Source organism: Micromonospora humi (assembly GCF_900090105.1).
Classification (GTDB): Bacteria; Actinomycetota; Actinomycetes; order Mycobacteriales; family Micromonosporaceae; genus Micromonospora; species Micromonospora humi.
Genome location: NZ_FMDM01000028.1, coordinates 1 through 26,084, shown reverse-complemented (window position 1 = coordinate 26,084; position 26,084 = coordinate 1). Strand labels below are relative to the sequence as shown.

Genomic DNA, 26,084 nt, shown 5'->3' with positions numbered 1-26,084 from the left:
TCATGTCCGGCCGGGTGGCCTACCAGTTCGGCCTCGAAGGCCCGGCCGTCACCATCGACACCGCGTGCTCGTCGTCGCTCGTCGCGCTGCACCTGGCCGTCCAGGCGCTACGGGCCGGCGAGTGCGACCTGGCGCTGGCCGGCGGCGTCACCGTGCTGACCAACCCCGGCATCTTCACGCTCTTCGCCCGCCAGCGCGGCCTGGCCGCCGACGCCCGGTGCAAGCCGTTCGCGGCCGCCGCCGACGGCACCAGTATGGCCGAGGGCGCCGGCGTGCTCGTCGTCGAGCGGCTGTCCGACGCGCGCCGCCACGGCCACCGCGTCCTCGCCGTGGTGCGGGGCAGCGCGATCAACTCCGACGGCGCCTCCAACGGCCTCACCGCCCCCAACGGGCCCGCCCAGCAACGCGTCATCACCCAGGCGCTGGCGAACGCCGACCTCACCCCGACCGACGTCGACGTGGTCGAGGCGCACGGCACCGGCACCGCGCTGGGCGACCCGATCGAGGCGCAGGCGCTGCTCGCCACGTACGGGCAGGACCGGGACCGGCCGCTCTGGCTGGGCTCGGTGAAGTCGAACATCGGGCACACCCAGGCCGCCGCCGGCGTCGCCGGGATCATCAAGATGGTCATGGCGTTGCGGCACGAGGCGCTGCCGGCGTCGCTGCACGTCGACGAGCCGACCCCCGAGGTCGACTGGTCCACCGGAGCCGTCCGCCTGCTCACCGAGGCCCGCCCGTGGGACACCACCGACGACCGGCCCCGCCGCTTCGCGGTCTCCTCGTTCGGCATCAGCGGCACCAACGCCCACGCGATCCTCGAAGCACCGCCGGTGGCGCCCGCACCGCCCGCACCGGTGCCGGTCGACCGTCCGGTGGTCTGGACGGTGCACGGCCGTACCGAATCGGCGCTGCGGGCCCAGGCGGCCCGCCTGCGGGAGCTGCTGGCCGAGGGCCCGGCGCTCGCCGACGTCGCGGTCTCACTCGCCACCACGCGGGCCCGCCTCGCCCACCGCGCGGCGGTCGTCGCGTCCGACGTGCCCGGCTTCCTGGCCGGTCTCGCCGAGATCGAGTCCGGCCGGGCCGGTGGCGCCGCGACGGCCGGGCGGACCGCGTTCCTGTTCACCGGCCAGGGCGCGCAGCGGATCGGGATGGGCACCGGTCTGGCGGCGCGGTTCCCGGTGTTCGCGGAGGCGTTCGACGCCGTCGTGGCCCGGTTCGACGGGCTGCGGGAAGCGCTCGACTCCGACGCGATCCACCGGACCGTGCACGCCCAGGCCGGCCTGTTCGCGGTCGAGGTGGCGCTGTTCCGGCTCCTCGAATCCTGGGGTGTGACCCCGGACTACCTGCTCGGGCACTCGATCGGGGAGATCGCCGCCGCGCACGTCGCGGGGGTCCTGTCACTGGACGACGCGGTCACGCTCGTGGCCGCCCGCGGACGGCTGATGCAGGCGCTGCCGGCCGGCGGCGCGATGCTCGCGGTGCAGGCGTCCGAGGAGTCGGTGCGGGAGACCATCGCCGGCACGGGCGTGGACGTCGCGGCGGTCAACGGCCCCACCTCGGTCGTGATCTCCGGCCCGGCCGACGTGATCGACGAACTGGCGCCACGCTTCGCCAAGGCCACCCGGCTGACGGTGTCGCACGCGTTCCACTCCGCGTTGATGGAGCCGATGCTGGCGTCGTTCGCATCCGAGATCGAGAACCTCACCCACGACCGGCCGGCCGTCCCGATCGTGTCCAACCTGACCGGCCAACCGGTCGAGGAGTTCACCGCCGACCACTGGGTGCGCCACGTCCGGGAGGCGGTGCGCTTCGCCGACGGGGTGCGGTGGCTCGCCGACCACGGCGCGACCCGCTGCGTCGAGATCGGGCCGGCCGCCGTCCTCACCACGATGGCCCGCGACGTCGCCCCCGACCTCGCCAGCATCCCGACCCAGCGCAAGGACGCCGAGGAGGACCGCACGGTGCTCCAGGCGCTGGCCGACCTGCACGTCGCCGGGCACGACGTGGACTGGGCGGCGGTGACCGCACCCTCCGGCGGCACCGTGGTCGACCTGCCCACGTACGCCTTCCAGCACGAACGGTTCTGGCTCGACCCCGGCCGGCGGTCCGCCACCGCGCGCGACGCGGAGTCCGGCGACGCGGGCTTCTGGGACGCCGTCGAGCGCGAGGATCTCACCGGCCTCGCCGGCGTGCTCGACGCCACCGACGACCTGCTGCGTCCGGTGGTCCCGGTGCTGTCGTCCTGGCGGCGCCGCAACCGGGCCGCCGACACCGCCGACGCCTGGCGGATGCGGGCCGGCTGGCAGCCCCTCGACGCGCTGCCGGCCGGCCACCTGACCGGCACCTGGCTGCTCGTCGCCCCGGAGAACGTCGACCCGTCCGGCGTGCGGGACGCCCTCGAAACGGCCGGCGCCACGGTCCGGCTGGCGACCGGCCCCGACCGGCTCGGCGAGCACCCCGACCTGACCGGTGTCCTCGCCCTCACCGGGCCGGCCGACGAGCCCGACCCCCGCCACCCCGCGGTCCCCGCCGGCATCGGCGCCACCCTCGACCTGATCCGCGCCCTGGCCGCCACGGACCTCACCGCCCCGCTGTGGTGCGTCACCCGCGGCGCGGTCTCGGTCGGCCGCTCCGACCCGCTGCGACGGCCCGCCCAGGCCCAGTTCTGGGGCCTCGGCCGGGTCGCCGCGCTGGAACTGCCGCAGCGGTGGGGCGGCCTGCTCGACCTGCCCGACACCCTCGACGCCACGGCCGGCGAGCGGCTCGCGGCGGCGCTCGCCCAGCGGACCGAGGACCAGATCGCCGTACGCGCGTCCGGAATCTTCGGACGCCGCATCACCGCCGCGCCGGTGAACCGGACGGCGACGCCCTGGCAGCCCCGCGGCACGACCGTCATCACCGGCGGCACCGGTGCGCTCGGCGCCGAGGTGGCGCGCCTGCTCGCCCGCCGGGGCGCGCCGCACCTGCTGCTCACCAGCCGCCGCGGCATCGACGCCCCCGGGGCGCGGGCGCTGGAGGCCGAACTGGTCACCCTGGGCAGCAGGGTCACCGTCGCGGCGGTCGACGTCGCCGACCGGGACGCGCTCGCCGCGGTCCTCGACGCGGTCGCCGCCGACGTGCCGGTGCACGCCGTGGTGCACGCCGCCGGCGTCGCGCCCTCGCTCGACCTGGCGCACACCGACACCGCCGCGTACGCCGACGTCGTCGCCGGCAAGGTGCTCGGCGCGAGCCACCTCGACGCCCTGCTCGCCGGCGCCGACCTCGACCGGTTCGTCGTGTTCTCCTCGATCGCCGGCATCTGGGGCAGTGGCGGGCAGGCCGCGTACGCCGCCGCCAACGCCCACCTCGACGCGCTGGCCGCCGCCCGTACCGCCCGGGGCGCTCCGGCCACGGCCGTGGCCTGGGGTCCGTGGGCCGAGATCGGCCTCGCCGCCGACGCCGTGTCCGCCGACCACCTGCTCCGCCGGGGCCTCCGGGCGATGCCACCGGCACTGGCCATGACCGCGTTCGCGCGGGCCGTCGACCACGGCGACACCGAACTCGTCGTCGCCGACGTCGACTGGCCGCGGTTCACCGACGCGTTCACCGCCGGCCGCCCGAGCCGGCTCTTCGACGGCCTGGTCGCGGCGCGGGTCGAGACGCCGCCGGCCACCGAACCGGCCGCGCGACGCGAGCTGCCCGCGCTGCGGGACCTGGTGCGGGTACGCGCCGCCGCGGTGCTGGGCTTCGCCGACGCCACCGAGATCACCCCGGCCACGGCGTTCCACGACCTCGGCTTCGACTCGCTGACCGCGGTCGACCTGCGCAACGCCCTGCAACGCGAGCTGTCGCTGGCCCTGCCGTCGTCGCTGGTGTTCGACCACCCCTCCCCGGAGGCACTGGCCCGGCACCTGCACGACCTGCTCGGTGGTACCCCTTCCGAGGTGGTCGCCCCCGCGTACGCGCCGGTGGCCGGCGACGACATCGTCATCGTGGGGATGGCGTGTCGCTATCCCGGTGGCGTCGAGTCGCCGGAGGACCTGTGGCGGCTGGTCGCGGACGGCGCGGACGGCACCTCCGGGTTCCCGGTCGACCGGGGCTGGCAGGTGCCGGCCCGCACGCCGTACGCCCGCACCGGCGGATTCGTGCACACCGCCGCGCAGTTCGACGCGGGTCTGTTCGGGATCTCGCCGCGTGAGGCGGTGGCGATGGATCCGCAGCAGCGGCTGTTGTTGGAGGTGTCGTGGGAGACCCTCGAACGCTCGGGGGTGGATCCGCGGTCGTTGCGGGGTCGTCCGGTGGGTGTGTTCGTGGGCGCGTCGCACTCGGGTTACACCGCTGACGGCGCGGACGGTCATGTGTTGACCGGTACGGCGAACAGTGTGATCTCGGGTCGGGTGTCGTATTCGTTCGGGTTCGAGGGTCCGGCGATGACGGTGGACACGGCGTGTTCGTCGTCGTTGGTGGCGTTGCATCTGGCGGCGCAGGCGTTGCGTTCTGGTGAGTGTGATCTGGCGCTTGCCGGTGGGGTGACGGTGATCACGGGTCCGGAGGTGTTCGCGGAGTTCGCCCGTCAGGACGGGTTGTCGTCGGACGGCCGGTGCAGGTCGTTCGCCGGGAGCGCGGACGGCACGGGCTGGGGCGAGGGCGCCGGGATGCTGCTCGTCGAGCGTCGCGGTGACGCCGAGCGCCTCGGGCATCGGATCCTCGCGGTGGTCGCGGGTTCCGCGATCAATTCCGACGGCGCGTCGAACGGCCTGACCGCGCCGAACGGGCCGGCGCAGCAGCGGGTGATCCGGCAGGCACTGGCCAGTGCCGGGTTGACGACGGCCGACGTGGACGTGGTGGAGGCACACGGCACCGGCACGAGACTCGGTGACCCGATCGAGGCGCAGGCGTTGCTGGCCACGTACGGGCAGGACCGCGACGAGCCGTTGTGGCTCGGGTCGATCAAGTCGAACATCGGGCACACCCAGGCCGCGGCCGGTGTCGCCGGGATCATCAAGCTGGTCATGGCGATGCGCCACGGCGTGCTGCCGGCGACGTTGCACGTCGACGAGCCGACCACCCACGTCGACTGGAGCGCGGGGGCGGTCCAACTGCTGACCGAGGCGCGGCCGTGGGAGCCGGCCGGCAACCCGCGGCGGGGTGCCGTGTCGGCGTTCGGCATCAGCGGCACCAACGCGCACCTGATCCTGGAGGAGCCGGCCGCGCGACCCGCCCCGACTGAGACGCCCGAGGTCGAGGGTCCGCTGCCGTGGCCGGTGTCGGCGCGGTCGGCGGAGGCGCTGGCCGGGCAGGTACAACGGTTGCGCGACGTCGTGGCCGCCGAACCGGAGCTGGACCGGACCGCCGTGGCGTGGTCGCTGGCCACCGGGCGGGCCGCGTTGGAGCACCGCGCGGTCCTGCTGGCCGGCACGCGCGACGAGGTCCTCGCTGGCCTGCGGGCGACCGCCGGGCCCGACGCCGTCGGTGCGCACGCGGCCGTGGTGTCGGGCGTGGTCACCGAGGGAAGCCTGGCGTTCCTGTTCACCGGCCAGGGCGCGCAACGGATCGGCATGGGCCTGCGGCTGGCGGAGCGGTTCCCGGTGTTCGCGGCGGCGTTCGACGCGATCTGTGCCCGCTTCGACCTGGTGCTGGACGTGCCGCTGCGGGAGGCCCTGGAGTCCGAGGCGATCCACCGGACCGTCTACACGCAGGCCGGGTTGTTCGCGGTCGAGGTGGCGCTCTACCGGCTCCTCGAATCCTGGGGTGTCACCCCGGACTACCTGCTGGGCCACTCGATCGGGGAGATCGCCGCCGCGCATGTGGCGGGTGTGCTGTCGCTCGACGACGCGGTGACGTTGGTGGCGGCGCGGGGTCGGTTGATGCAGGCGTTGCCGGCCGGTGGGGCGATGCTGGCGGTGCAGGGGACCGAGGAGTCGGTGCGGGAGGTCATCGCCGGCGCGGGTGTTGATATCGCGGCGGTGAACGGCCCCACCTCGGTCGTGATCTCGGGACCGGCCGGCGCGATCGACGCGCTGGCGCCACGGTTCGCGAAGGCGACGCGGTTGACGGTGTCGCACGCGTTCCACTCGTCGTTGATGGAGCCGATGCTGGCCGACTTCGCGGCGGCGATCGGGCACCTCGACTTCGGGGCGCCGCGTATCGCGATCGTGTCGAACCTGACCGGTGAGCCGGTCGAGGAGTTCACCGCCGGCTACTGGGTGCGCCACGTGCGGGAGGCGGTGCGTTTCGACGACGGCATGCGGTGGTTGGCGGCGAACGGGGTGACCCGCTGCCTGGAGGTCGGGCCGGCGGGTGTGTTGTCCGCGACGGCGGCGCCGGAGTTGACCTACGTCGCGGCGTTGCGCAAGGACCGCGACGAGGCGTCGACGGTGCTGGCGGCGGCCGCGACGCTGTGGACGCTCGGCGTGCCCGTCGACTGGACCGCGGTCCTGCCCGCCGCGCCCCGCGTCGACCTGCCCACCTACGCGTTCCACCACAGGCACTACTGGGCCGAACCGGTCACCGCCTGCCGCCACCACGGGAACCAGCCGGCCGAGACCGACACCTGGCAGCACCACGTCACCTGGCAGCCGGTCGACCTCGCCCCGACGGCGCTGACCGGACGCTGGCTGGTGGCCACCGCCGACGGCACCGACCCGGAGGACGTCACCGCCGCGCTCACCCGCGCCGGCGCCGAACCGGTACGGCTGCCCCTCACGCCCGACGACGACCGCTACTCGATCGCCGACCGGCTGCTAGACGAGGCGTTCGACGGGGCCGTCGTGCTCCCCGGTCCCGGCGACGACGGCGTCCTCGTCACCACCGCCCTGCTCCAGGCGCTCGGCGACGTGGAATCCGACGCCCCGCTCTGGTGCCTGACCCGGGGCGCGGTGAGCGTCGCGCCGTCCGAGCCGCCGGCCGACGCCGCCGGCGCCCAGGTCTGGGGGCTCGGCCAGGTGGCCGCGCTGGAGCTGCCGCACCGCTGGGGCGGCCTCGTCGACCTGCCGCCGACGCTCGACGAGCGGGCCGCCGACCGGCTGGTCGCGACGCTCGTCCGACGCGACGAGAGCCAGGTCGCTCTCCGCGCCGCCGGCGCGTTCGCCCGCCGGCTCGACCGGGCCCCGCACACCGGCGCCGACTTCGTACCCCCGGACGGCCCGGTGCTGGTCACCGGCGGCACCGGCGCGCTCGGCGCGCACGTGGCCCGCTGGCTCGCCGGGGCCGGAGTCGGCCGGCTGGTGCTGACCAGCCGCCGCGGCCCCGACGCGCCCGGCGCCGTCGACCTGCTCGCCGAGCTGACCGCCCTCGGCGCCGAGGCGACCGTGGTGGCCTGCGACGTCACCGACGAGGCGGCGCTGCGGGACCTCGTCGCCACCCACGACTGGCGGGGCGTCGTGCACGCGGCCGGCATCCTCGACGACGGCGTGCTGGAATCCCTCACCCCGGAGCGGATCACCGAGGTCGCCCGGGTCAAGGTGGGCACCGCCCGCCTCCTGGACGAGCTGACCGGCGACCTCTCGATGTTCGTGCTGTTCTCCTCCGTGGCCGGCACGATCGGCAGTCCCGGGCAGGCCAACTACGCGGCGGCGAACGCCGGCCTGGACGCGCTCGCCCGGGACCGGCAGGCCCGAGGCCTCCCGGCCACGTCGATCGCCTGGGGACCCTGGGCCGACGGCGGCATGGCCGACGCCGACGCGGTCGGGCGGCGGCTGAGCCGGGGCGGCCTCGCGCCGATGGACCCGGCGCGCGCGATGGCCGCGTTCGCCTCCGCCGTCGCCGGGGGCGCGCCGGCCGTCCTGGTCGCCGACGCCGACTGGCCGACGCTGGCCACCGGTCGCGCCGACCGGCTGCTCGACGTGCTCGCACCCGTCGCGCGGCAGGCCGCCGCCGACGCCGGGGTGATCGACGGGGCCTCGTCGGCGGAGCTGCTGCGGGTGGTCTGCGAGAGCACCGCACTGGTGCTGGGCCACGGTTCCGCCGCCGACGTCGACCCGGAGCGCGCGTTCCGCGACCTGGGCCTGGACTCGCTGACCGGGGTCGAGCTGCGCAACCTGCTCACCCGGGCGACCACGATGCCGCTGCCCGCGACGCTGGTGTTCGACCACCCCACCCCGGCCGCGCTCGCCGAGCACCTGCGCGAGCAGCTCACCGGCGCGGCCGGCGTGCCGCAGGAGCCGGTGGGCGGTCCGGAACGCGACGCCGACGACCCGATCGTCATCGTCGGCATGTCCTGCCGGTTCCCCGGCGGGGTCACCAACCCGGACGAGCTGTGGGAGTTGCTGCTCGCCGGCCGCGACGGCCTGTCCGGCTTCCCGACCGACCGGGGTTGGGGCGCCGGCCTGCCGGTCGGCGTCGGCGGCTTCGTCGAGGACGCCACCGGATTCGACGCGGAACTGTTCGGGGTGTCGCCCCGCGAGGCGCTCGCCATGGACCCGCAGCAGCGGGTGCTGCTGGAATCGGTGTGGGAGGCGTTCGAACGAGCCGGCATCGATCCGGGGTCGCTGCGCGGCAGCCGCACCGGCGTCTTCGCCGGCACCAACGGCCAGGACTACACCGGCGTCGTGCTCGGCTCCGGCGACCCGCTCGTCGACGGCTTCGTGAGCACCGGCAACGCCGCCGCGGTGCTGTCCGGCCGGATCGCCTACACGTTCGGGCTGGAGGGCCCGGCGATGACCGTCGACACCGCGTGCTCCTCCTCGCTCGTCGCGCTGCACCTGGCGACGCAGGCCCTACGGGCCGGGGAGTGCTCGCTGGCCGTCGTCGGCGGCGTGACGGTGATGTCCACCCCGGGGGCGTTCGTGGAGTTCGCCCGGCAGGACGGGCTCGCCGCCGAGGGCCGGTGCAAGGCCTTCGCCGCGGCCGCCGACGGCACCGGCTGGGCGGAGGGCGCCGGCGTCCTCGTCGTCGAGCGGCTCTCCGACGCCCGGCGGCAGGGCCACCAGGTCCTCGCCGTCGTGCGTGGCTCCGCGATCAACTCCGACGGCGCCAGCAACGGCCTGACCGCGCCGAACGGGCCGTCGCAGCAGCGGGTCATCCGGCAGGCGCTCACCTCCGCCGGCCTCGCTCCGTCCGACGTGGACGCGGTCGAGGCGCACGGCACCGGCACGAAGCTCGGCGACCCGATCGAGGCGCAGGCGCTGCTCGCCACGTACGGGCAGGACCGGGACCGGCCGCTCTGGCTCGGCTCGATCAAGTCGAACATCGGCCACACCCAGGCCGCCGCCGGGGTCGCCGGGATCATCAAGATGGTCATGGCACTGCGGCACGGCGTGCTGCCGCCGACGCTGCACGTGGACGCGCCGACCCCGCACGTGGACTGGTCGGCCGGCTCGGTCGAGCTGCTCACCGAGGCGCGGGACTGGCCGGCGGGGAACCGGCCGCGTCGCGCGGGCGTCTCGTCGTTCGGCCTCAGCGGCACCAACGCGCACACCATCCTGGAGGCGTACGAGCAGGAGCCGGCCGACGTCGGGACCCCGGCCGAGCCGGTGGCCTGGTTGCTGTCCGCGAAGACCCCGGCCGGCGTACGCGATCAGGCCGCGCGCCTCGGCGCCCTGCCCGACCAGGACGTCTTCCGGGTCGGGCACGACCTCGCGCTGGGCCGCCGCGCGCTGGAGCACCGGGCCGTGGTGGTCGGCACCGATCCGGACGACTTCCGGGCCGGCCTCGGCGCGCTCGAACGGGACGAGCCGGCCGGCAACCTGGTCCGCGGCACGGCGACCCGGGGCGGGCTCGCGTTCCTCTTCTCCGGGCAGGGCTCGCAACGCCCGCACATGGGACGCGGGCTGTACGAGCGGCACCCGGTCTACGCCGCGGCGTTCGACGCCGTCTGCGCCCGGTTCGACGGACTGCTCGACACCCCGCTGCGCGAGGTGGTCCTCGGCGGATCGGACCTGATCCACCGCACCGACTACACCCAGGCCGGGCTCTTCGCGGTCGAGGTGGCGCTGTTCCGCCTGCTGGAGTCGTGGGGCGTCACCCCGGACCACCTGCTGGGCCACTCGATCGGCGAGGTGGTGGCCGCGCACGTGGCCGGCGCGCTCTCCCTCGACGACGCGGTGACCCTGGTCGCCGCGCGCGGCCGGCTGATGCAGGCGCTGCCGGCCGGCGGGGCGATGCTGGCGGTGCAGGCCTCCGAGGCCGAGGTACGCGACGCGCTGGCCCCCTACGCGGACCGGCTGGGGATCGCCGCGGTCAACGGCCCCACCGCCGTCGTCGTCTCCGGCTCCGCCGAGGCGGTCGACGAGTTGGCGCCCCGATTCGCGAAGACCACCCGGCTCACCGTCTCGCACGCGTTCCACTCCCCGCTGATGGAGCCGATGCTGGCCGGGTTCGCGTCCGCGATCGCGGGCATCGCCTACCAGCCGCCGCGCATCCCGGTGCTGTCCAACCTGACGAACGAACCGGTCGAGAGCTTCTCGGCCGACTACTGGGTGCGCCACGTCCGGGAGGCGGTCCGCTTCGCCGACGGCGTCGGGCACCTGGCCGCCGCCGGCGTCACCCGGTTCGCCGAGGTGGGGCCGTCCGGCGTGCTGGCCGGCATGGTGCAGTCGTGCCTGGCCGACCGGGACGGCGCGTTCACGCTCGCCCCGATGCTGCGCGGGGACCGGGACGAGGCGACGGCCGTGCTCCAGGCGACCGCCGCGCTGCACGTGGCCGGCGTCGACGTCGACTGGGCCACGGTCTTCGGCGGGCACCGCGGCCGGCTGGCCGACCTGCCCACGTACCCGTTCCAGCGGCAGCGGTTCTGGCCCGAGGTCACCGCCGCGGCCCGGCCGGCCCCGGCGTCACCGACCGACGCCTGGCGCTACGCCCCGGCCTGGCAGCGGATCGACCCGCCGGCCACGCCACGGCTCACCGGGAACTGGCTGGTCGTCACCGCGGGCGGCGGCGCCGACGACGTCGTCGCGGCGCTGCGGGCGGCCGGCGCGGACCCGGCCGAGCTGGTCCTGGACGCCGACGTCGACCGGCGCGAGCTGGCCGACCAGCTCGCCGACCGGCCGGAACCGGCCGGGATGCTGTGCGCGTTCGACGGCCCACGGGCCGCCGCCCAGCTCACCACGCTGTTGCAGGCGCTCGACGACGCCGACGTGCTCACCCCGCTGTGGTGCCTGACCCGCGGCGCGGTGTCGGTCGCCGCGGTCGAGCCGCTCGGCGACCCCGCCCAGGCCCAGCTCTGGGGGTTGGGCCGGGTGGCGGCGCTGGAGTTCCCGCGCCGCTGGGGCGGCCTGGTCGACGTGCCCGCCGTGCTGACCGCCCGGGACGGTGACCGGTTGGCCGCGGCGCTCACCGTCGCCGGCGAGGACCAGATCGCCGTACGCTCCGCCGGGCTCCTCGTCCGCCGCCTGCGCCCCGCCCCGGCGCCGGTCGCGGCGACCCCCTACCAGCCGCGCGGCACGATCCTGGTCACCGGCGGCACCGGCGCGCTCGGCGCGCACACCGCCCGCTGGCTGGCCGCCCGCGGCGCCGAGCACCTGCTCCTGGTGTCCCGCCGCGGCCCGGCCGCGCCGGGCGCCGCCGAGCTGGTCACCGAGCTGGCCGGGCTCGGCGCCCGGGCGACCGTCGCGGCGTGCGACGTGGCCGACCCGGCCGCGCTGGCCGACCTGCTCGCGACCGTGCCGGACCTGACCGGCGTCGTGCACGCCGCCGGGGTCAACGGGCTCACCGGGCTCGCCGACGTCACGCCCGCCGAGTTCGCCGAGGTGCTGCACGGCAAGATGGCCGGCGCGGTGAACCTCGACGCGCAGACCGGCGACCTGGACCTGTTCGTGGTGTTCTCGTCGATCTCCGGAGTGTGGGGCAGCGGCGGCCAGGGCGCGTACGCGGCCGGCAACGCCTTCCTCGACGCGCTGGTGCGGTCCCGGCGCGACAGTGGGCGGACGGGCACCTCGATCGCGTGGGGCCCCTGGGCCGGCTCCGGCATGGCGGCCGACCCGGAGGCCGAGGAGTACCTGCGCGGCCGTGGTCTGGCCGCGCTCGACCCGGCCGCCGCCGTCGCCGCGCTGGAACGGGCGGTCGACGGCGGCGACATCGAGGTCACCGTCGCCGACGTCAGCTGGGAACGGTTCGCCGAGACCTTCACGGCCGGGCGGCCGTCCGCCCTCTTCGCCGACCTGCTGGCCGAGGCGCCGCCGGTCGACGCGCCGCGGGCGGACGCCGGCCTTCGCGAGCGGTTGCTGCCCCTGCCGCGCGGCGAGCAGGCCGAGGAGCTGCTCACGCTGGTACGCCGGGAGGTGGCCGCCGTCCTCGGACACCCGACGATCGCCACCGTGCCGGGCGGTCGCGCGTTCAAGGAACTCGGCTTCGACTCGCTGACCGCCGTCGAGCTGCGCAACCGGCTCAAGGTCGCCACCGGCGCCGAACTGCCGGCCAGCCTGGTGTTCGACCACCCCAGCCCGGTCGCGGTGGCCACCCTGCTGCACGACCTGCTGATCGGGGCGCCGGAGTCGGCGGTGGAGCCGTTCCTCGCCCAGCTCGACCACCTGGAGGCGGCCGGGGCCGACCTCGACGGCGTCGCCCGCGCCCGGATCGCCATGCGCCTCAACGCGTTCCTCTCGCGGTGGAACACCGGACGCCCGGTGGAAACCGTCGAGACGACCCCCGACGAGCTGATGGCGGCCAGCGACGACGAGCTGATCGACTTCATCAAGCAGCAGCTCGACCAGGCGTGACGGAGGTCGGGGGCCCTCGGGCTCCCGGCCTCCGGTAGGGGTTGTTGCCCCTCCGAACCCGCTCATAGGCTCCGGTCAAACAGCAGTGTCGTGCCGGGCGGCCACAGCTCACCCGGTTCTCCATCGTCAATTCCGCGGTCGCCGGAACGGCTGATGCTGCCCGGAAAACGCTTGCCTGGACGGGTGAAACGAGTGGCGGACGAAGAGAAGTATCTCGGCTATCTCAAGCGGGTCACGACGGATCTGCGGCACGCACGCCGCCGGCTGCGTGTGGCCGAGTCCCGCGAGCGCGAGCCGATCGCGATCGTCGGGATGAGCTGCCGGTACCCCGGCGGTGTCACCTCGCCCGAGGAGCTGTGGCAGCTCGTCGCCGACGGCCGCGACGGCATCGGCGGCTTCCCGACCGACCGCGGCTGGGCCACCGGCGGAGGCGACTACCGCCGCGAGGGCGGCTTCGTCCTCGACGCGGGCGATTTCGACGCCCGCCTCTTCGGCATCTCGCCGCGCGAGGCCCTCACCATGGACCCCCAGCAGCGCTTGACGCTGGAGGCCTGCTGGGAGGCGGTCGAGCGGGCCGGCATCAACCCGCAGAGCCTGCACGGCGACCAGGTCGGCGTGTTCATGGGCGCGCCGGTGTCCGGCTACGGCCTCGGCGCCGCCGAGCTGCCGGCCGGATCCGACGGACACCTGCTGACCGGCACCGCGGGCAGCGTCGTGTCCGGCCGGGTGGCGTACGCGCTCGGCCTCGAGGGCCCCGCCGTCACCATCGACACCGCCTGCTCGTCGTCGCTCGTCGCGCTGCACCTGGCCGCCCAGGCGCTGCGGCAGGGCGAGTGCTCGATGGCGCTCGCCGGCGGCGTCACCGTGATCACCAGCCCCGGCATCTTCGCCGAGTTCGACAACCAGGGCGGCCTCGCCGGCGACGGCCGCTGCAAGCCGTTCGCCGACGCCGCCGACGGCACCGGCTGGTCCGAGGGCGTCGGCGTGCTGCTCGTCGAGCGGCTGTCGGACGCCCGCCGCAAGGGCCACCCGATCCTCGCCGTGGTCCGGGGGAGCGCGGTCAACTCCGACGGGGCCAGCAACGGGCTGACCGCACCGAACGGCCCCTCCCAGGAACGCGTCATCCTGCAGGCCCTCGCCAACGCGCGACTCGGCCCGGCCGACGTCGACGTGGTCGAGGCGCACGGCACCGGCACCCGGCTCGGTGACCCGATCGAGGCGCAGGCGCTGCTGGCGACGTACGGGCAGGACCGCCCGGAGGACCGCCCGGTCCGGCTCGGCTCGATCAAGTCGAACATCGGGCACACCCAGGCCGCGGCGGGCGCCGCCGGCCTGATCAAGATGGTCATGGCGATGCGGCACGACACCATGCCGCGCACCCTGCACGTGGACGCGCCGAGCAGTCACGTGGACTGGACCGCGGGCGCGGTCGAGCTGCTCACCGAGGCCCGCCCGTGGGCCCCCGGCGCGTCCCCGCGCCGGGCCGGCATCTCGTCCTTCGGCGTCAGCGGCACCAACGCGCACGTCATCCTGGAGGAGGCGCCGTCCGCCACCGCCCCGGTCGAGGACGAGTTCGGCGACGACGACGGCGAGTCCGCCCCGTCGGTGGCCGAGGCACGCCCGGTCGTCGAGGCCCCGTCGGTGCTCCCGTGGGTGCTGTCCGCGCGGACGCCGGAGGCGTTGCGGGCCCAGGCCGAACGGCTGCGGGCGTACGCGCTGGCGCGGCCGGAGCTGCGGCCGGTGGACGTGGGCGCGGCGCTGGTGTCGTCGCGGGCGTCGCTGGAGCACCGCGCGGTCGTCGTCGGGTCGGATCTCGCGTCCTTCGCGGCGGCGCTCGCCGAGATCGAGGGCGGCCTGGTCGCGGGCCGGACCGCGTTCCTGTTCACCGGTCAGGGTGCGCAGCGGGTCGGGATGGGCGCGGGTCTGGCGTCCCGGTTCCCGGTGTTCGCGGACGTGTTCGACGGCATCCTGGCCCGGTTCGACGGGCTGCGGGAGGCCCTGGCGTCCGAGGCGATCCACCGGACCGTGCACACACAGGCGGGGTTGTTCGCGGTCGAGGTGGCGTTGTTCCGGCTCCTCGAATCGTGGGGGGTCACCCCGGACTACCTGCTGGGGCATTCGATCGGGGAGATCGCCGCCGCGCACGTGGCGGGCGTGCTGTCCCTGGACGACGCGGTCACGCTCGTGGCGGCGCGCGGTCGACTCATGCAGGCGCTGCCGGCCGGTGGGGCGATGCTCGCGGTGCAGGCGACCGAGGCCGACGTGCGCGCGGTGCTGCCCGACGGCGTCGACGTCGCCGCTGTGAACGGGCCGACGTCGGTCGTCGTCTCCGGCCCGGCCGAGGCGATCGACGAGCTGGCGCCGCGGTTCACCAAGGCCACCCGGCTCACTGTCTCGCACGCGTTCCACTCGGCGTTGATGGAGCCGATGCTCGCCGACTTCGCCGCGGCGATCGAGGGCATCACGTTCGCGTCGCCGCGTATCCCGGTGGTGTCGAACCTGACCGGGGAGCCGGTCGAGGAGTTCACCGGCGACTACTGGGTGCGGCACGTGCGCGAGGCCGTGCGCTTCGCCGACGGCATGACCTGGCTCGCCGACCACGGCACGACCCGCTTCGTGGAGGTCGGCCCGGCGGCGGTGCTGACCGGGCTGGTGCGCGACGGTCTCGGCGTCGCCGTGCTCCGGAAGGACCGGGATGAGACCGAAGCGCTGCTGGACGCGCTCGGCCGCCTGCACACCGCCGGGGTGACCGTCGACTGGCCGGCCATGTACGCCGACTGGGGCGGCGTCCCGGTCGACCTGCCGACCTACGCCTTCCAGCGGGACCGCTACTGGCTCACCCCGTTCGAGCCGGCGCCGGCGCCGGGCGGCGACGACAGCGGCTTCTGGTCGGCGGTGGAAGGCGCCGACCGGGACGGGCTCGTCGCCGAGCTGGGCCTGACCGCCGAGGACGCGGCGGCGCTGGACGGCCTGCTGCCGTCCCTGTCCGCGTGGCGTCGCAGGCGTCGCTCGCAGGGCGTGGTGGAGGGCTGGCGGTATCGGATCGGCTGGGCGCCGGTGGCCGAGCCCGCGCCCGCAGTGCTGTCGGGTACGTGGCTGGTGCTGTCGGACACGCCTGCTGACGATGTGGTGTCGGCGTTGGCGTCGGCCGGCGCCGATGTGGTCCGGTCGACGTCGGCGACGGCGGGTGACGACGTACGCGGCGTGGTGTGGGTCGGTGGTTCGGCGTGGCCGCTCGTGGCCGTGCTGCAGGATGTTGTGGCCGCCGGGATCTCCGCTCCGGTGTGGGCGGTGACGCGTGGTGCGGTCGCGGTGGGTCGTTCGGAGTCGGTGACCGATGTCGCCGCGTCGATGGTGTGGGGTGTGGGCCGGGTCGCGGGCCTGGAGCTGCCGCGGACGTGGGGCGGTCTGGTCGACGTTCCCGGGCGGATGGGTGAGCGGGACGGTCGCCGGTTGGCGGCGGTGCTCGCGGGGAGCGGTGAGGACCAGGTCGCGGTCCGGCCGTCCGGGGTGTTCGTGCGCAGGTTGCGGCCGGCCGCGCCGGTCGGTACGGCGGCCCCGGTGTCGCTGTCGGGCACGGTGCTGGTCACGGGTGGTACGGGTGCGTTGGGTGCGCGGGTGGCGCGCTGGGTGGTGGCGCGTGGGGCCGCCCGGGTGGTGCTGGTGTCCCGTCGCGGTGACCGGGCTCCGGGTGTCGCTGTCCTTGCGGCGGAGTTGAGTGCCGAGGGTGCCGAGGTGTCGGTGGTGGCGTGTGACGTCGCCGACCGGGACGCGGTGCGGCGTGTGGTGGCTGGTATCGACGACCTGACCGGTGTGGTGCACGCCGCGGGTGTGTCCGCGATGGAGGGCCTGCTGGACGCGTCCGAGGGGTCGTTCGGGTCGGTGGTGTCGGGCAAGGTGTCCGGTGCGTTGCATCTGCACGAGGCGACCGCCGAGCTTGATCTTGACTTGTTCCTGGTGTTCTCGTCGATCGCCGGGGTGTGGGGCAGTGGCGGTCAGGCCGCCTATGCCGCGGGTAACGCGGCGTTGGACGCGTTGGTGGAGTCTCGGCGTGCGGCGGGGAAGGTGGGTACGGCTGTCGCGTGGGGTCCGTGGGCGCAGGGCGGGATGGCCGGTGAGGGCGGTGCCGAGGATTATCTGGCGCGTCGGGGTCTGTCGGCGATGGATCCGGAGCTGGCGATGCAGGCCCTGGCGCTCGCGGTGGATGCCGGTGACGTGACCACGACCGTCGCCGACGTGGACTGGCCGCGGTTCGTCGCGACGTTCGCCGCACAACGTCCCGCCCCGATCTTCGGTGAACTGGCGGTGGTCACCCCCGAGGCGCCTGTCGACGACGCGCTGGCCGGCCGCCTGTCCGGCCTGTCGGACGCCGAGCGGCGCCGGGAACTGCTGACGTTGGTGCGCACGCAGACCGCGAAGGCCCTGGGTTATGCCGGGGCGGGGCAGGTGGAGCCGCAGACGGCGTTCCGGGACCTGGGGATCGACTCGGTGACCGCGGTGGAGGTGAAGACCCGCATCAACGCGGCCACCGGTCTGCACCTGGGATCGTCGCTGGTGTTCGATTACCCGACCCCGCAGGCCCTCGCCGACCACCTCCTCGACACGCTGGGCCTGGCCGGCACGGGCGACGCTGCCGTCGCCACCGCGACACAGCCGCTCACCGGCGACGATATCGTCATCGTCGGGATGGCCTGCCGCTATCCCGGCGGCGTGCAGTCGCCGGAGGACCTGTGGCAGCTCGTCGCCGGCGGCGGCGACGGCATGTCGGCGTTCCCCGTCGACCGGGGATGGGCCGTCCCCGCCGACGCGTCGTACTCCGCCGTCGGCGGTTTCGTCGACACCGCGACGGGCTTCGACGCGGGCCTGTTCGGCATCTCTCCGCGTGAGGCCGTCGCGATGGATCCGCAGCAGCGCATGTTGTTGGAGGTGTCCTGGGAGACGTTGGAGCGTTCGGGGTTGGACCCCCGGTCGTTGCGGGGTCGTCCGGTGGGTGTGTTCGTGGGGGCGTCGAATTCGGGTTACGGCACGGGTGGGTTGTTCGCGGAGACCGGTGACGGTCATGTGTTGACCGGTACGGCGAACAGTGTGATCTCGGGTCGGGTGTCGTATTCGTTCGGGTTCGAGGGTCCGGCGATGACGGTGGACACGGCGTGTTCGTCGTCGCTTGTGGCGTTGCACCTGGCGGCGCAGGCGTTGCGCAGTGGTGAGTGTGATCTGGCGTTGGCCGGTGGGGTGACGGTGATCACGGGTCCGGAGGTGTTCGCGGAGTTCGCCCGTCAGGACGGGTTGTCGTCGGACGGCCGGTGCAAGTCGTTCGCGGGTGCCGCGGACGGCACGGGGTGGGCCGAGGGCGCCGGCATGCTGCTGGTCGAGCGTCGAAGTGACGCCGAACGGCTCGGGCACCGGATCCTGGCCGTGGTCGCCGGATCCGCCGTCAATCAGGACGGCGCGTCGAACGGGTTGACCGCGCCGAACGGTCCGGCGCAGCAGCGGGTGATCCGCCAAGCCCTCGCCAGTGCCGGGCTGAGCACCGGCGACGTGGACGTGGTGGAGGCGCACGGCACCGGCACCCGGTTGGGTGATCCGATCGAGGCGCAGGCGTTGCTCGCCACCTACGGCCGGGATCGTGAGCAGCCGCTGTGGTTGGGCTCGATCAAGTCGAACATCGGCCACACCCAGGCGGCAGCGGGTGTCGCCGGGATCATCAAGATGATCCTGGCGATGCGCCACGGTGTGCTGCCGGCGACGTTGCACGTCGACGAGCCGTCCCCGCACGTGGACTGGACCGCAGGCGCGGTCGAGCTGCTCACCACGGCCCAGCCGTGGCAGGCCGCGGGACGGGCGCGCCGCGCGGGCGTGTCCGCGTTCGGCATCAGCGGCACCAACGCGCACCTGATCCTGGCGGAACCGACCGCGCAACCCGCAGTCGTCGCGACGCCCGAGGTCGAGGGCCCACTGCCGTGGCTGATCTCCGCGCGGTCGCCGCAGGCACTGGCCGAGCAGACCGTCCGCCTGCACGATCTCGTGGCCGCCGATCCCGAGCTGGACCCGGCGGCGGTGGCGTGGTCCCTGGCGACCGGGCGGGCGGCGTTGGAGCACCGCGCGGTGGTGCTCGCCGCCACTCGTGACGAGGCCCTTGCCGGTCTGCGGGCGCCTGCGGTGTCGGGTGTTGCCGGCGAGGGCGGCCTGGCGTTCCTGTTCACCGGCCAGGGCGCGCAGCGCGTCGGCATGGGTGCTGGGCTGGCGGCGCGGTTCCCGGTGTTCGCCGACGCGTTCGACGCCATCTGTGCACGCTTCGACCAGCTCCTCGACGTGCCGCTGCGGCAGGCGATCGACTCCGACGCGGTCCACCAGACCGTGCACGCGCAGGCCGGTCTGTTCGCCGTCGAGGTGGCGCTGTTCCGCCTGTTCGAGTCGTGGGGTGTGACCCCGGACTACCTGCTCGGGCATTCGATCGGGGAGATCGCCGCCGCGCACGTCGCGGACGTGCTCTCCCTGGACGACGCGGTCACGCTGGTGGCGGCGCGCGGCCGGCTCATGCAGGCGCTGCCGGCCGGTGGGGCGATGCTGGCGGTGCAGGCGTCCGAGGAGTCCGTGCGGGGGATCATCGCCGGCACGGGCGTCGACATCGCGGCGGTCAACGGTCCGATGTCGATCGTCGTCTCCGGCCCCGCCGACACCGTCGACGAGCTGGCGCCGCGCTTCGCCAAGGCCACCCGGCTCACCGTCTCTCACGCGTTCCACTCGGCGCTGATGGAGCCGATGCTCGACGAGTTCGCCGCCGCGATCGCGCACCTCGACTTCCACGCCCCGCGCACTGCCGTGGTGTCGAACCTGACCGGGGAACCGGTCGAGGAGTTCACCGTCGACTACTGGGTGCGGCACGTCCGCGAGGCGGTCCGGTTCCACGACGGCATGACCTGGCTCGCCGCCAACGGCGTGCGCCGGTGCCTGGAGGTCGGCCCGGCGGGTGTGCTGTCCGCGTTGGCCGCACCGGAGCTGACCTGCGTGCCGGCGCTGCGCAAGGACCGCGACGAGCCGTCCACGCTGCTGGGCGCCGTCGGAACGCTGTGGACGATCGGCGTGGCCGTCGACTGGACCGCGGTCCTGCCCGCCGCACCCCGCGTCGACCTGCCCACCTACGCCTTCCAGCGGGACCACTACTGGCTGACCCCCCTCGACCTGCCGGCGACCACCGCCGACCCGGTCGAGGCGGCGTTCTGGCAGGCCGTCGAGGACGACAGCCTGACCGACCTGCTGCACACCGACGTCCCGCCGTCGCTCAGCGCCGCGCTCGCCGAGTGGCGCCGCGACCGGATCGCCGCCACCGAGGTGGCCTCCTGGCGCTACGACGTCACCTGGCGCCCGATCACCGAACCGACGCAGCCGACCCCCGGCACCTGGCTCGTCCTGGCCCCGGCCGCCGGAACCGCCGACGCGCTCCTCGGCGGCACCGGCCTCGACCTCGTCGAGCTGGTCGTCACCGCCGAGGACCTGGAACGGCACGCGCTGGCCGCCGCGATCACCGCGCTGGCGCGCGACGTCGACGACCTGGCCGGAGTGGTGTCGCTGCTCCCGACCGGGCAATCGGCCGACGCGCACTACGGACTCCTGACCACGGTGCAGGCCCTCGCCGACAGCGACGTGCCGGCCCGCCTCTGGTGGGTCACCCGCGGCGCGGTGTCGATCGGCCGCTCCGACCCGCCGACCGACGTCGCGGGATCGGTGGTCTGGGGTGCCGGCCGGGTCGCGGCGCTGGAGCTGCCCGAGCGGTGGGGCGGCCTCGTCGACGTGCCCGCCGAGACCGACGAGCGCACCCGCCGGCGGCTGGCCGGCCTCCTCGGCGGCGCCGAGGACCAGGTCGCCGTGCGGCCCTCGGGCGTCTACGTCCGCCGGCTACGGCCCGCCTCGACCCCGCCCCGGCCACCGGCCCCGCGCACCTGGGACGGCACGATCCTGATCACCGGCGGCACCGGCGCGCTCGGCGGGCACGTCGCCCGCTGGCTGGTCGGCCGAGGCGTACGCCGCCTGGTGCTGACCTCCCGCCGCGGACCGGACGCCCCCGGCGTCGCCGACCTGCTGGCCGAGCTGTCACCGGCGCAGGTGTCGGTGGTGGCCTGCGACGTCTCCGACCGCGCCCAGGTGGCCGACCTGCTGGCCGGGATCGGGGACCTGACCGGCGTGGTCCACGCGGCCGGTGTCTCCGGCCTGGGTCTGCTCACCGAGACCGACGCGGACGACTTCGCCGAGGTCGTCCGGGGCAAGGTCGCCGGCGCCGTCCACCTCGACGCCCTGACCCACGACCTCGACCTGTTCGTCGTCTTCTCCTCGATCTCCGGGGTGTGGGGCAGCGGCGGCCAGGCCGCCTACTCGGCCGGCAACGCGTTCCTGGACGGCCTGGTGCAGTCGCGTCGGGCCGCCGGCCAGGCCGGCACGGCGATCGCCTGGGGCCCGTGGGCCGAGGCCGGCATGCTCGTCACCGAGGAGGGCGCCGAGGACTACCTGCGTCGCCGAGGGCTGCGCCCGATGCCGCCGGCGCTGGCGATCCAGGCGCTGGCCGAGGCGGTCGACGCCGACACCGGCTGCCTGACCGTCGCCGACGTCGACTGGCCGCAGTTCACCGCGCTCTTCACCGCCGGGCGGCCCAGCCCGTTCCTCGCCGACCTCGTCCCGGCCGAGGCGCCGGCTCCCGCGCCCGACCGGTCCGAATCCCGGTTCGCGGCCATGACCGCCGCCGAGCGGCGCACCGCCCTGCTCGGCGAGGTGCGGTCCGCCGTCGCCGGGGTGCTCGGCTACGACACCGTCGAGCGGATCGCGCCCGGCAAGGCGTTCAAGGACCTCGGCATCGACTCGCTCACCGCGGTCGAGCTGCGCGACCGGCTGCAGACGCTCACCGGGCTGACGCTGCCGGCCGGCCTGGTGTTCGACTATCCCAGCGCGACGCTGCTCGCCCAGCACCTCGACGGACTGCTCGGCGGGGCGGCCGCTCCCACCACGGTCGCGCCGTCGACCACGGTCGCGGACGACGAACCGATCGCCATCATCGCGATGAGCTGCCGTTTTCCCGGCGGTGTCGCGAGCCCGGAGGACCTGTGGGAGTTCGTGCTGCACGGCGGCGACGCGGTGGCCGACTTCCCGACCGACCGGGGCTGGACCACCGACACCTCCGGCCTGTACGCACCGCTCGGCGCCTTCGTCCACGACGCCGGCGACTTCGACGCCGAGCTGTTCGGCATCGCCCCGCGTGAGGCGCTGGCGATGGACCCGCAACAGCGGCTCTTCCTCCAGGCGAGCTGGGAGGCGTTCGAGCGGGCCGGCCTCGACCCGCTCGGACTGGCCGGCAGCCGCACCGGCGTCTTCGCCGGCACCAACGGCCAGGACTACGCGGCCCTGCTGCTGCACAGCACGGTCGACAGCTACGTCAGCACCGGCAACGCCGCCGCGGTGCTCTCCGGCCGCACCTCGTACGCCTTCGGGCTGGAAGGCCCCGCGGTCACCGTCGACACCGCCTGCTCCTCGTCGCTGGTGGCCCTGCACCTGGCGATGCAGGCGCTGCGCAACGGCGAGTGCGACCTGGCGCTGGCCGGCGGCGTCACCGTCATGGCGACCCCCGGCGCGTTCGCCGAGTTCGGCCGGCAGGACGGCCTGGCCGCCGACGGGCGCTGCAAGCCGTTCGCGCAGTCGGCCGACGGCACCGGCTGGGGCGAGGGCGTGGGCATCCTCCTCGTCGAGCGGCTGGCCGACGCGCGGCGCCACGGCCACCGGGTGCTCGCCGTGGTCCGCGGCTCGGCCGTCAACCAGGACGGCGCGTCGAACGGCCTGACCGCCCCGAACGGGCCCGCGCAGCAACGGGTCATCCAGCAGGCGCTGGCCAGCGCCCGACTGGACCCCACGGACGTGGACGCCGTCGAGGCGCACGGCACCGGCACCCGCCTCGGCGACCCGATCGAGGCGCAGGCGCTGCTGGCCACCTACGGGCAGGACCGCGACCGGCCGCTCTGGTTGGGCTCGGTCAAGTCGAACATCGGCCACACCCAGGCGGCGGCCGGGGTGGCCGGCATCGTCAAGATGGTGATGGCGTTGCGGGCGGGCGTCCTGCCGCCGACGTTGCACGTCGACGAGCCGACCCACCACGTCGACTGGTCCGGCGGCGCCGTCGAGCTGCTCACCGAGGCGCGCGACTGGCAGCCGGGCGACCGTCCGCGCCGCGTCGGTGTCTCGTCCTTCGGCGTCAGCGGCACCAACGCCCATGTGATCATCGAGGAGGCGCCCGACCGCTCACCGGCCGAGCAGCCGGCGGCGGTCGAGGTGCCCGAGGCCGACGGTCCGTCGGCCGGGCAGCTCGTGGTCGAGGGTCCGTTGCCCTGGTTGGTGTCGGCGCGGTCGGCCGAGGCGCTCGCCGGGCAGGTGGAGCGGTTGCGCGCCGTCGTGGCCGGTGACCCGGAGCTGGATCCGGCGAGGGTGGCGTGGTCGCTGGCGACCGGTCGGGCGGCGTTGGAGCACCGTGCGGTGGTGCTGGGCGGCACGCGCGAGGACTTCCTGGCCGGCCTCGGGGCACCCGCGGTGTCGGGTGTGGTGTCCGAGGGTGGTCTGGCGTTCCTGTTCACCGGTCAGGGTGCGCAGCGGGTCGGGATGGGTGCGGGCCTGTGCGCCCGGTTCCCGGTGTTCGCGGCGGCGTTCGACGGGATCTGCGCCCGCTTCGACCAGCTCCTCGACGTGCCGTTGTGGGAGGCCATCGACTCCGAGGCGATCCACCGGACCATGTACGCGCAGGCCGGACTGTTCGCCGTCGAGGTCGCGTTGTTCCGCCTCGTCGAGTCGTGGGGGGTTACCCCCGACTACCTGCTCGGGCACTCGATCGGTGAGATCGCCGCCGCCCACGTGGCGGACGTGCTGTCGCTCGACGACGCGGTCACGCTGGTGGCGGCGCGGGGTCGGTTGATGCAGGCGTTGCCGGCCGGCGGCGCGATGCTCGCGGTCCAGGGGACCGTGGAGTCCGTGCGCGAGACGATCGCCGGCACGGGTGTCGACATCGCCGCCGTCAACGGTCCGACGTCGATCGTGGTCTCGGGTCCGGTGGAGGCGATCGACGCGCTGGCGCCGCGGTTCGCCAAGGCGACCCGGTTGACGGTGTCGCACGCGTTCCACTCGTCGCTGATGGAGCCGATGCTCGCGGAGTTCGCGTCGGCGATCGAAAGCATCACGTACGCCCCGCCGCGTGTCCCGGTGGTGTCCAACCTGACCGGCGAGCCGGTGCGGGAGTTCACCGCCGACTACTGGGTGCGCCACGTCCGGGAGGCGGTCCGCTTCGCCGATGGCATGTCCTGGCTCGCCGCCAATGGGGTGACCCGCTGCCTGGAGGTCGGGCCGGCGGGCGTGCTGTCCGCGCTGGCCGTATCGGACCTCACCTGCGTCGCGGCGCTGCGCAAGGACCGCGACGAGGCGTCGACGGCGCTGGCGGCGGCCGCGACGCTGTGGACGCTCGGCGTGCCCGTCGACTGGACCGCGGTCCTGCCCGCCGCGCCCCGCGTCGACCTGCCGACGTACGCCTTCCAGGGCCGCCGGTTCTGGCCGCGCCTGGACCGGGCCCTCACCGGAGACATGGAGGCGGCCGGCCTGGGTCGCGCCGAACACCCGCTGCTCGGGGCGACGGTGTCCATCGCCGGCGGCGACGGGCTGCTGCTGACCGGCCGGCTGTCCGCCCAGCGGCAGCCGTGGCTGGCCGACCACGTGGTGCTCGGCCGTACCGTGCTGCCCGGCACCGCCTTCGTCGAACTCGCCACCTCGGCCGGACGCCAGACCGGGCGGCCGGTGCTGGAGGAACTCACCATCGAAGCTCCGCTGGTGCTGCCCGCCGACGGGGTCCAGCTCCAGGTCAGCGTCGGCGCCGACGACGGCGCCGGGCACGTGCCGGTCAGCATCTGGTCGCGGACCGGGCCGGACGCGCCCTGGCAGCGGCACGCCACCGGCAGCCTCGCCGCGGACACGCCGGACCGGCCCGCCGCCGACCTGTCGACGTGGCCCCCGGCCGACGCCACCGCCATCGACCTCGACGGCTTCTACGACCAGCTCGCCGACCGGGCCGGCCTGGCCTACGGCCCGGCGTTCCGGGGCCTGCGAGCCGCCTGGCGCTCGGCGGACGCGGTCCACGCCGAGGTGGCGCTGCCCGAGGACGCCCGACCCGAGGCGGCCGCGTACGGCCTGCACCCGGCCCTGCTGGACGCCGCGCTGCACGCCATCGGGCTCAGCGACCTGGCCGGGGAGGGCGCCACCCGGCTACCGTTCGCCTGGTCGGACGTGCGCCTGCTCGCCACCGGCGCCGGAGTGCTGCGGGTGAGGCTGTCCGCCACCGGTTCGTCCGGCATCGCCATCGACGTGGCCGACGGCACGGGCGCGCCCGTGGCCCGGATCGGCCGCCTGGCGATGCGCGCCGTCACCGCCGATGCGCTGGAGCGCCCGGCGCCGGTCACCGACGGCTCCCTCTACACCGTGGACTGGGCCCCGTTGCCCGCCCCGGCGGGCGGCTCGGCTCCCTTCGCCGCGATCGGCGTGGACGAGCGGGCCGGCGCCGCCACCACGTACCCCGGTTTCGCCGACCTGCGCGACGCCGCGCAACTCCCGGACCTGGTCCTGTGGCAGATCGCCGGCCCGGACCGCGACGGCCTCGCGGCCGCCGCCCACACGCTGACCACCGAGGCGCTCGACGCCGCCCGGGCGTGGCTGGCCGACGACCGCTTCACCGACACCCGGCTGGCGATCCTGACCAGCGGCGCCGTGCCCGCGGCCGGCCCGGTCACCGACCCGGCGGCCACCGCGGTCTGGGGTCTGCTGCGTTCGGCGCAGAGCGAGAACCCGGGCCGCATCGTGCTCGTCGACATCGACGGCGACGACCGTTCGTGGCCGCTGCTCGGCGCGGCCGTGCGAGGGGACGAGCCGGAACTCGCCCTGCGGGGCGGGACGATCCTCGCGCCGCGGCTGATCACCGCACCGACCCGGCTCGACCTGCCGCCGGCTGGGGAGTCGTGGCGGGTGGCCCCGGGTGGTGACGGCGCGTTGTCGAGCTTGGGTTTTGTCGAGGTTCCGGGTGTGGAGCTTGGTGCGGGTGAGGTGCGGATCGCGGTTCGCGCGGTGGGGGTGAACTTCCGGGACGTGCTGTTGGGTCTGGGGGTGTATCCGGATCCGGATGCGGTGATGGGTTCCGAGGGTGCGGGTGTGGTGGTCGAGGTCGGCCCCGACGTTTCCGACCTGGCGGTGGGTGATCGGGTGTTCGGGCTGTTCCACGGTGGGTTCGCGCCGCGGGTGGTGGCGGATCATCGGGTGGTCGCGCGGATGCCGCAGGGTTGGTCGTTCGCGCAGGCGGCGGCGGTGCCGATGGCGTTCCTGACGGCCTGGTACGGGCTGGACGACCTCGGACGTCTGCGGGCCGGTGAGCGGCTGTTGGTGCATGCC

1 protein-coding gene and 1 pseudogene are annotated in these 26,084 nt (G+C 75.0%); both read left to right on the top strand.

Annotated features, from left to right (window positions below):
* Positions 1-12,635, top strand: a 12,635-nt coding sequence (locus GA0070213_RS31930) for a type I polyketide synthase (RefSeq protein WP_217628681.1), incomplete at its 5' end; no start/stop codon positions are given.
* A gap of 201 nt (positions 12,636-12,836) precedes the next feature.
* Positions 12,837-26,084 (top strand): annotated as a pseudogene (locus tag GA0070213_RS31925) (type I polyketide synthase); the annotation flags it as partial.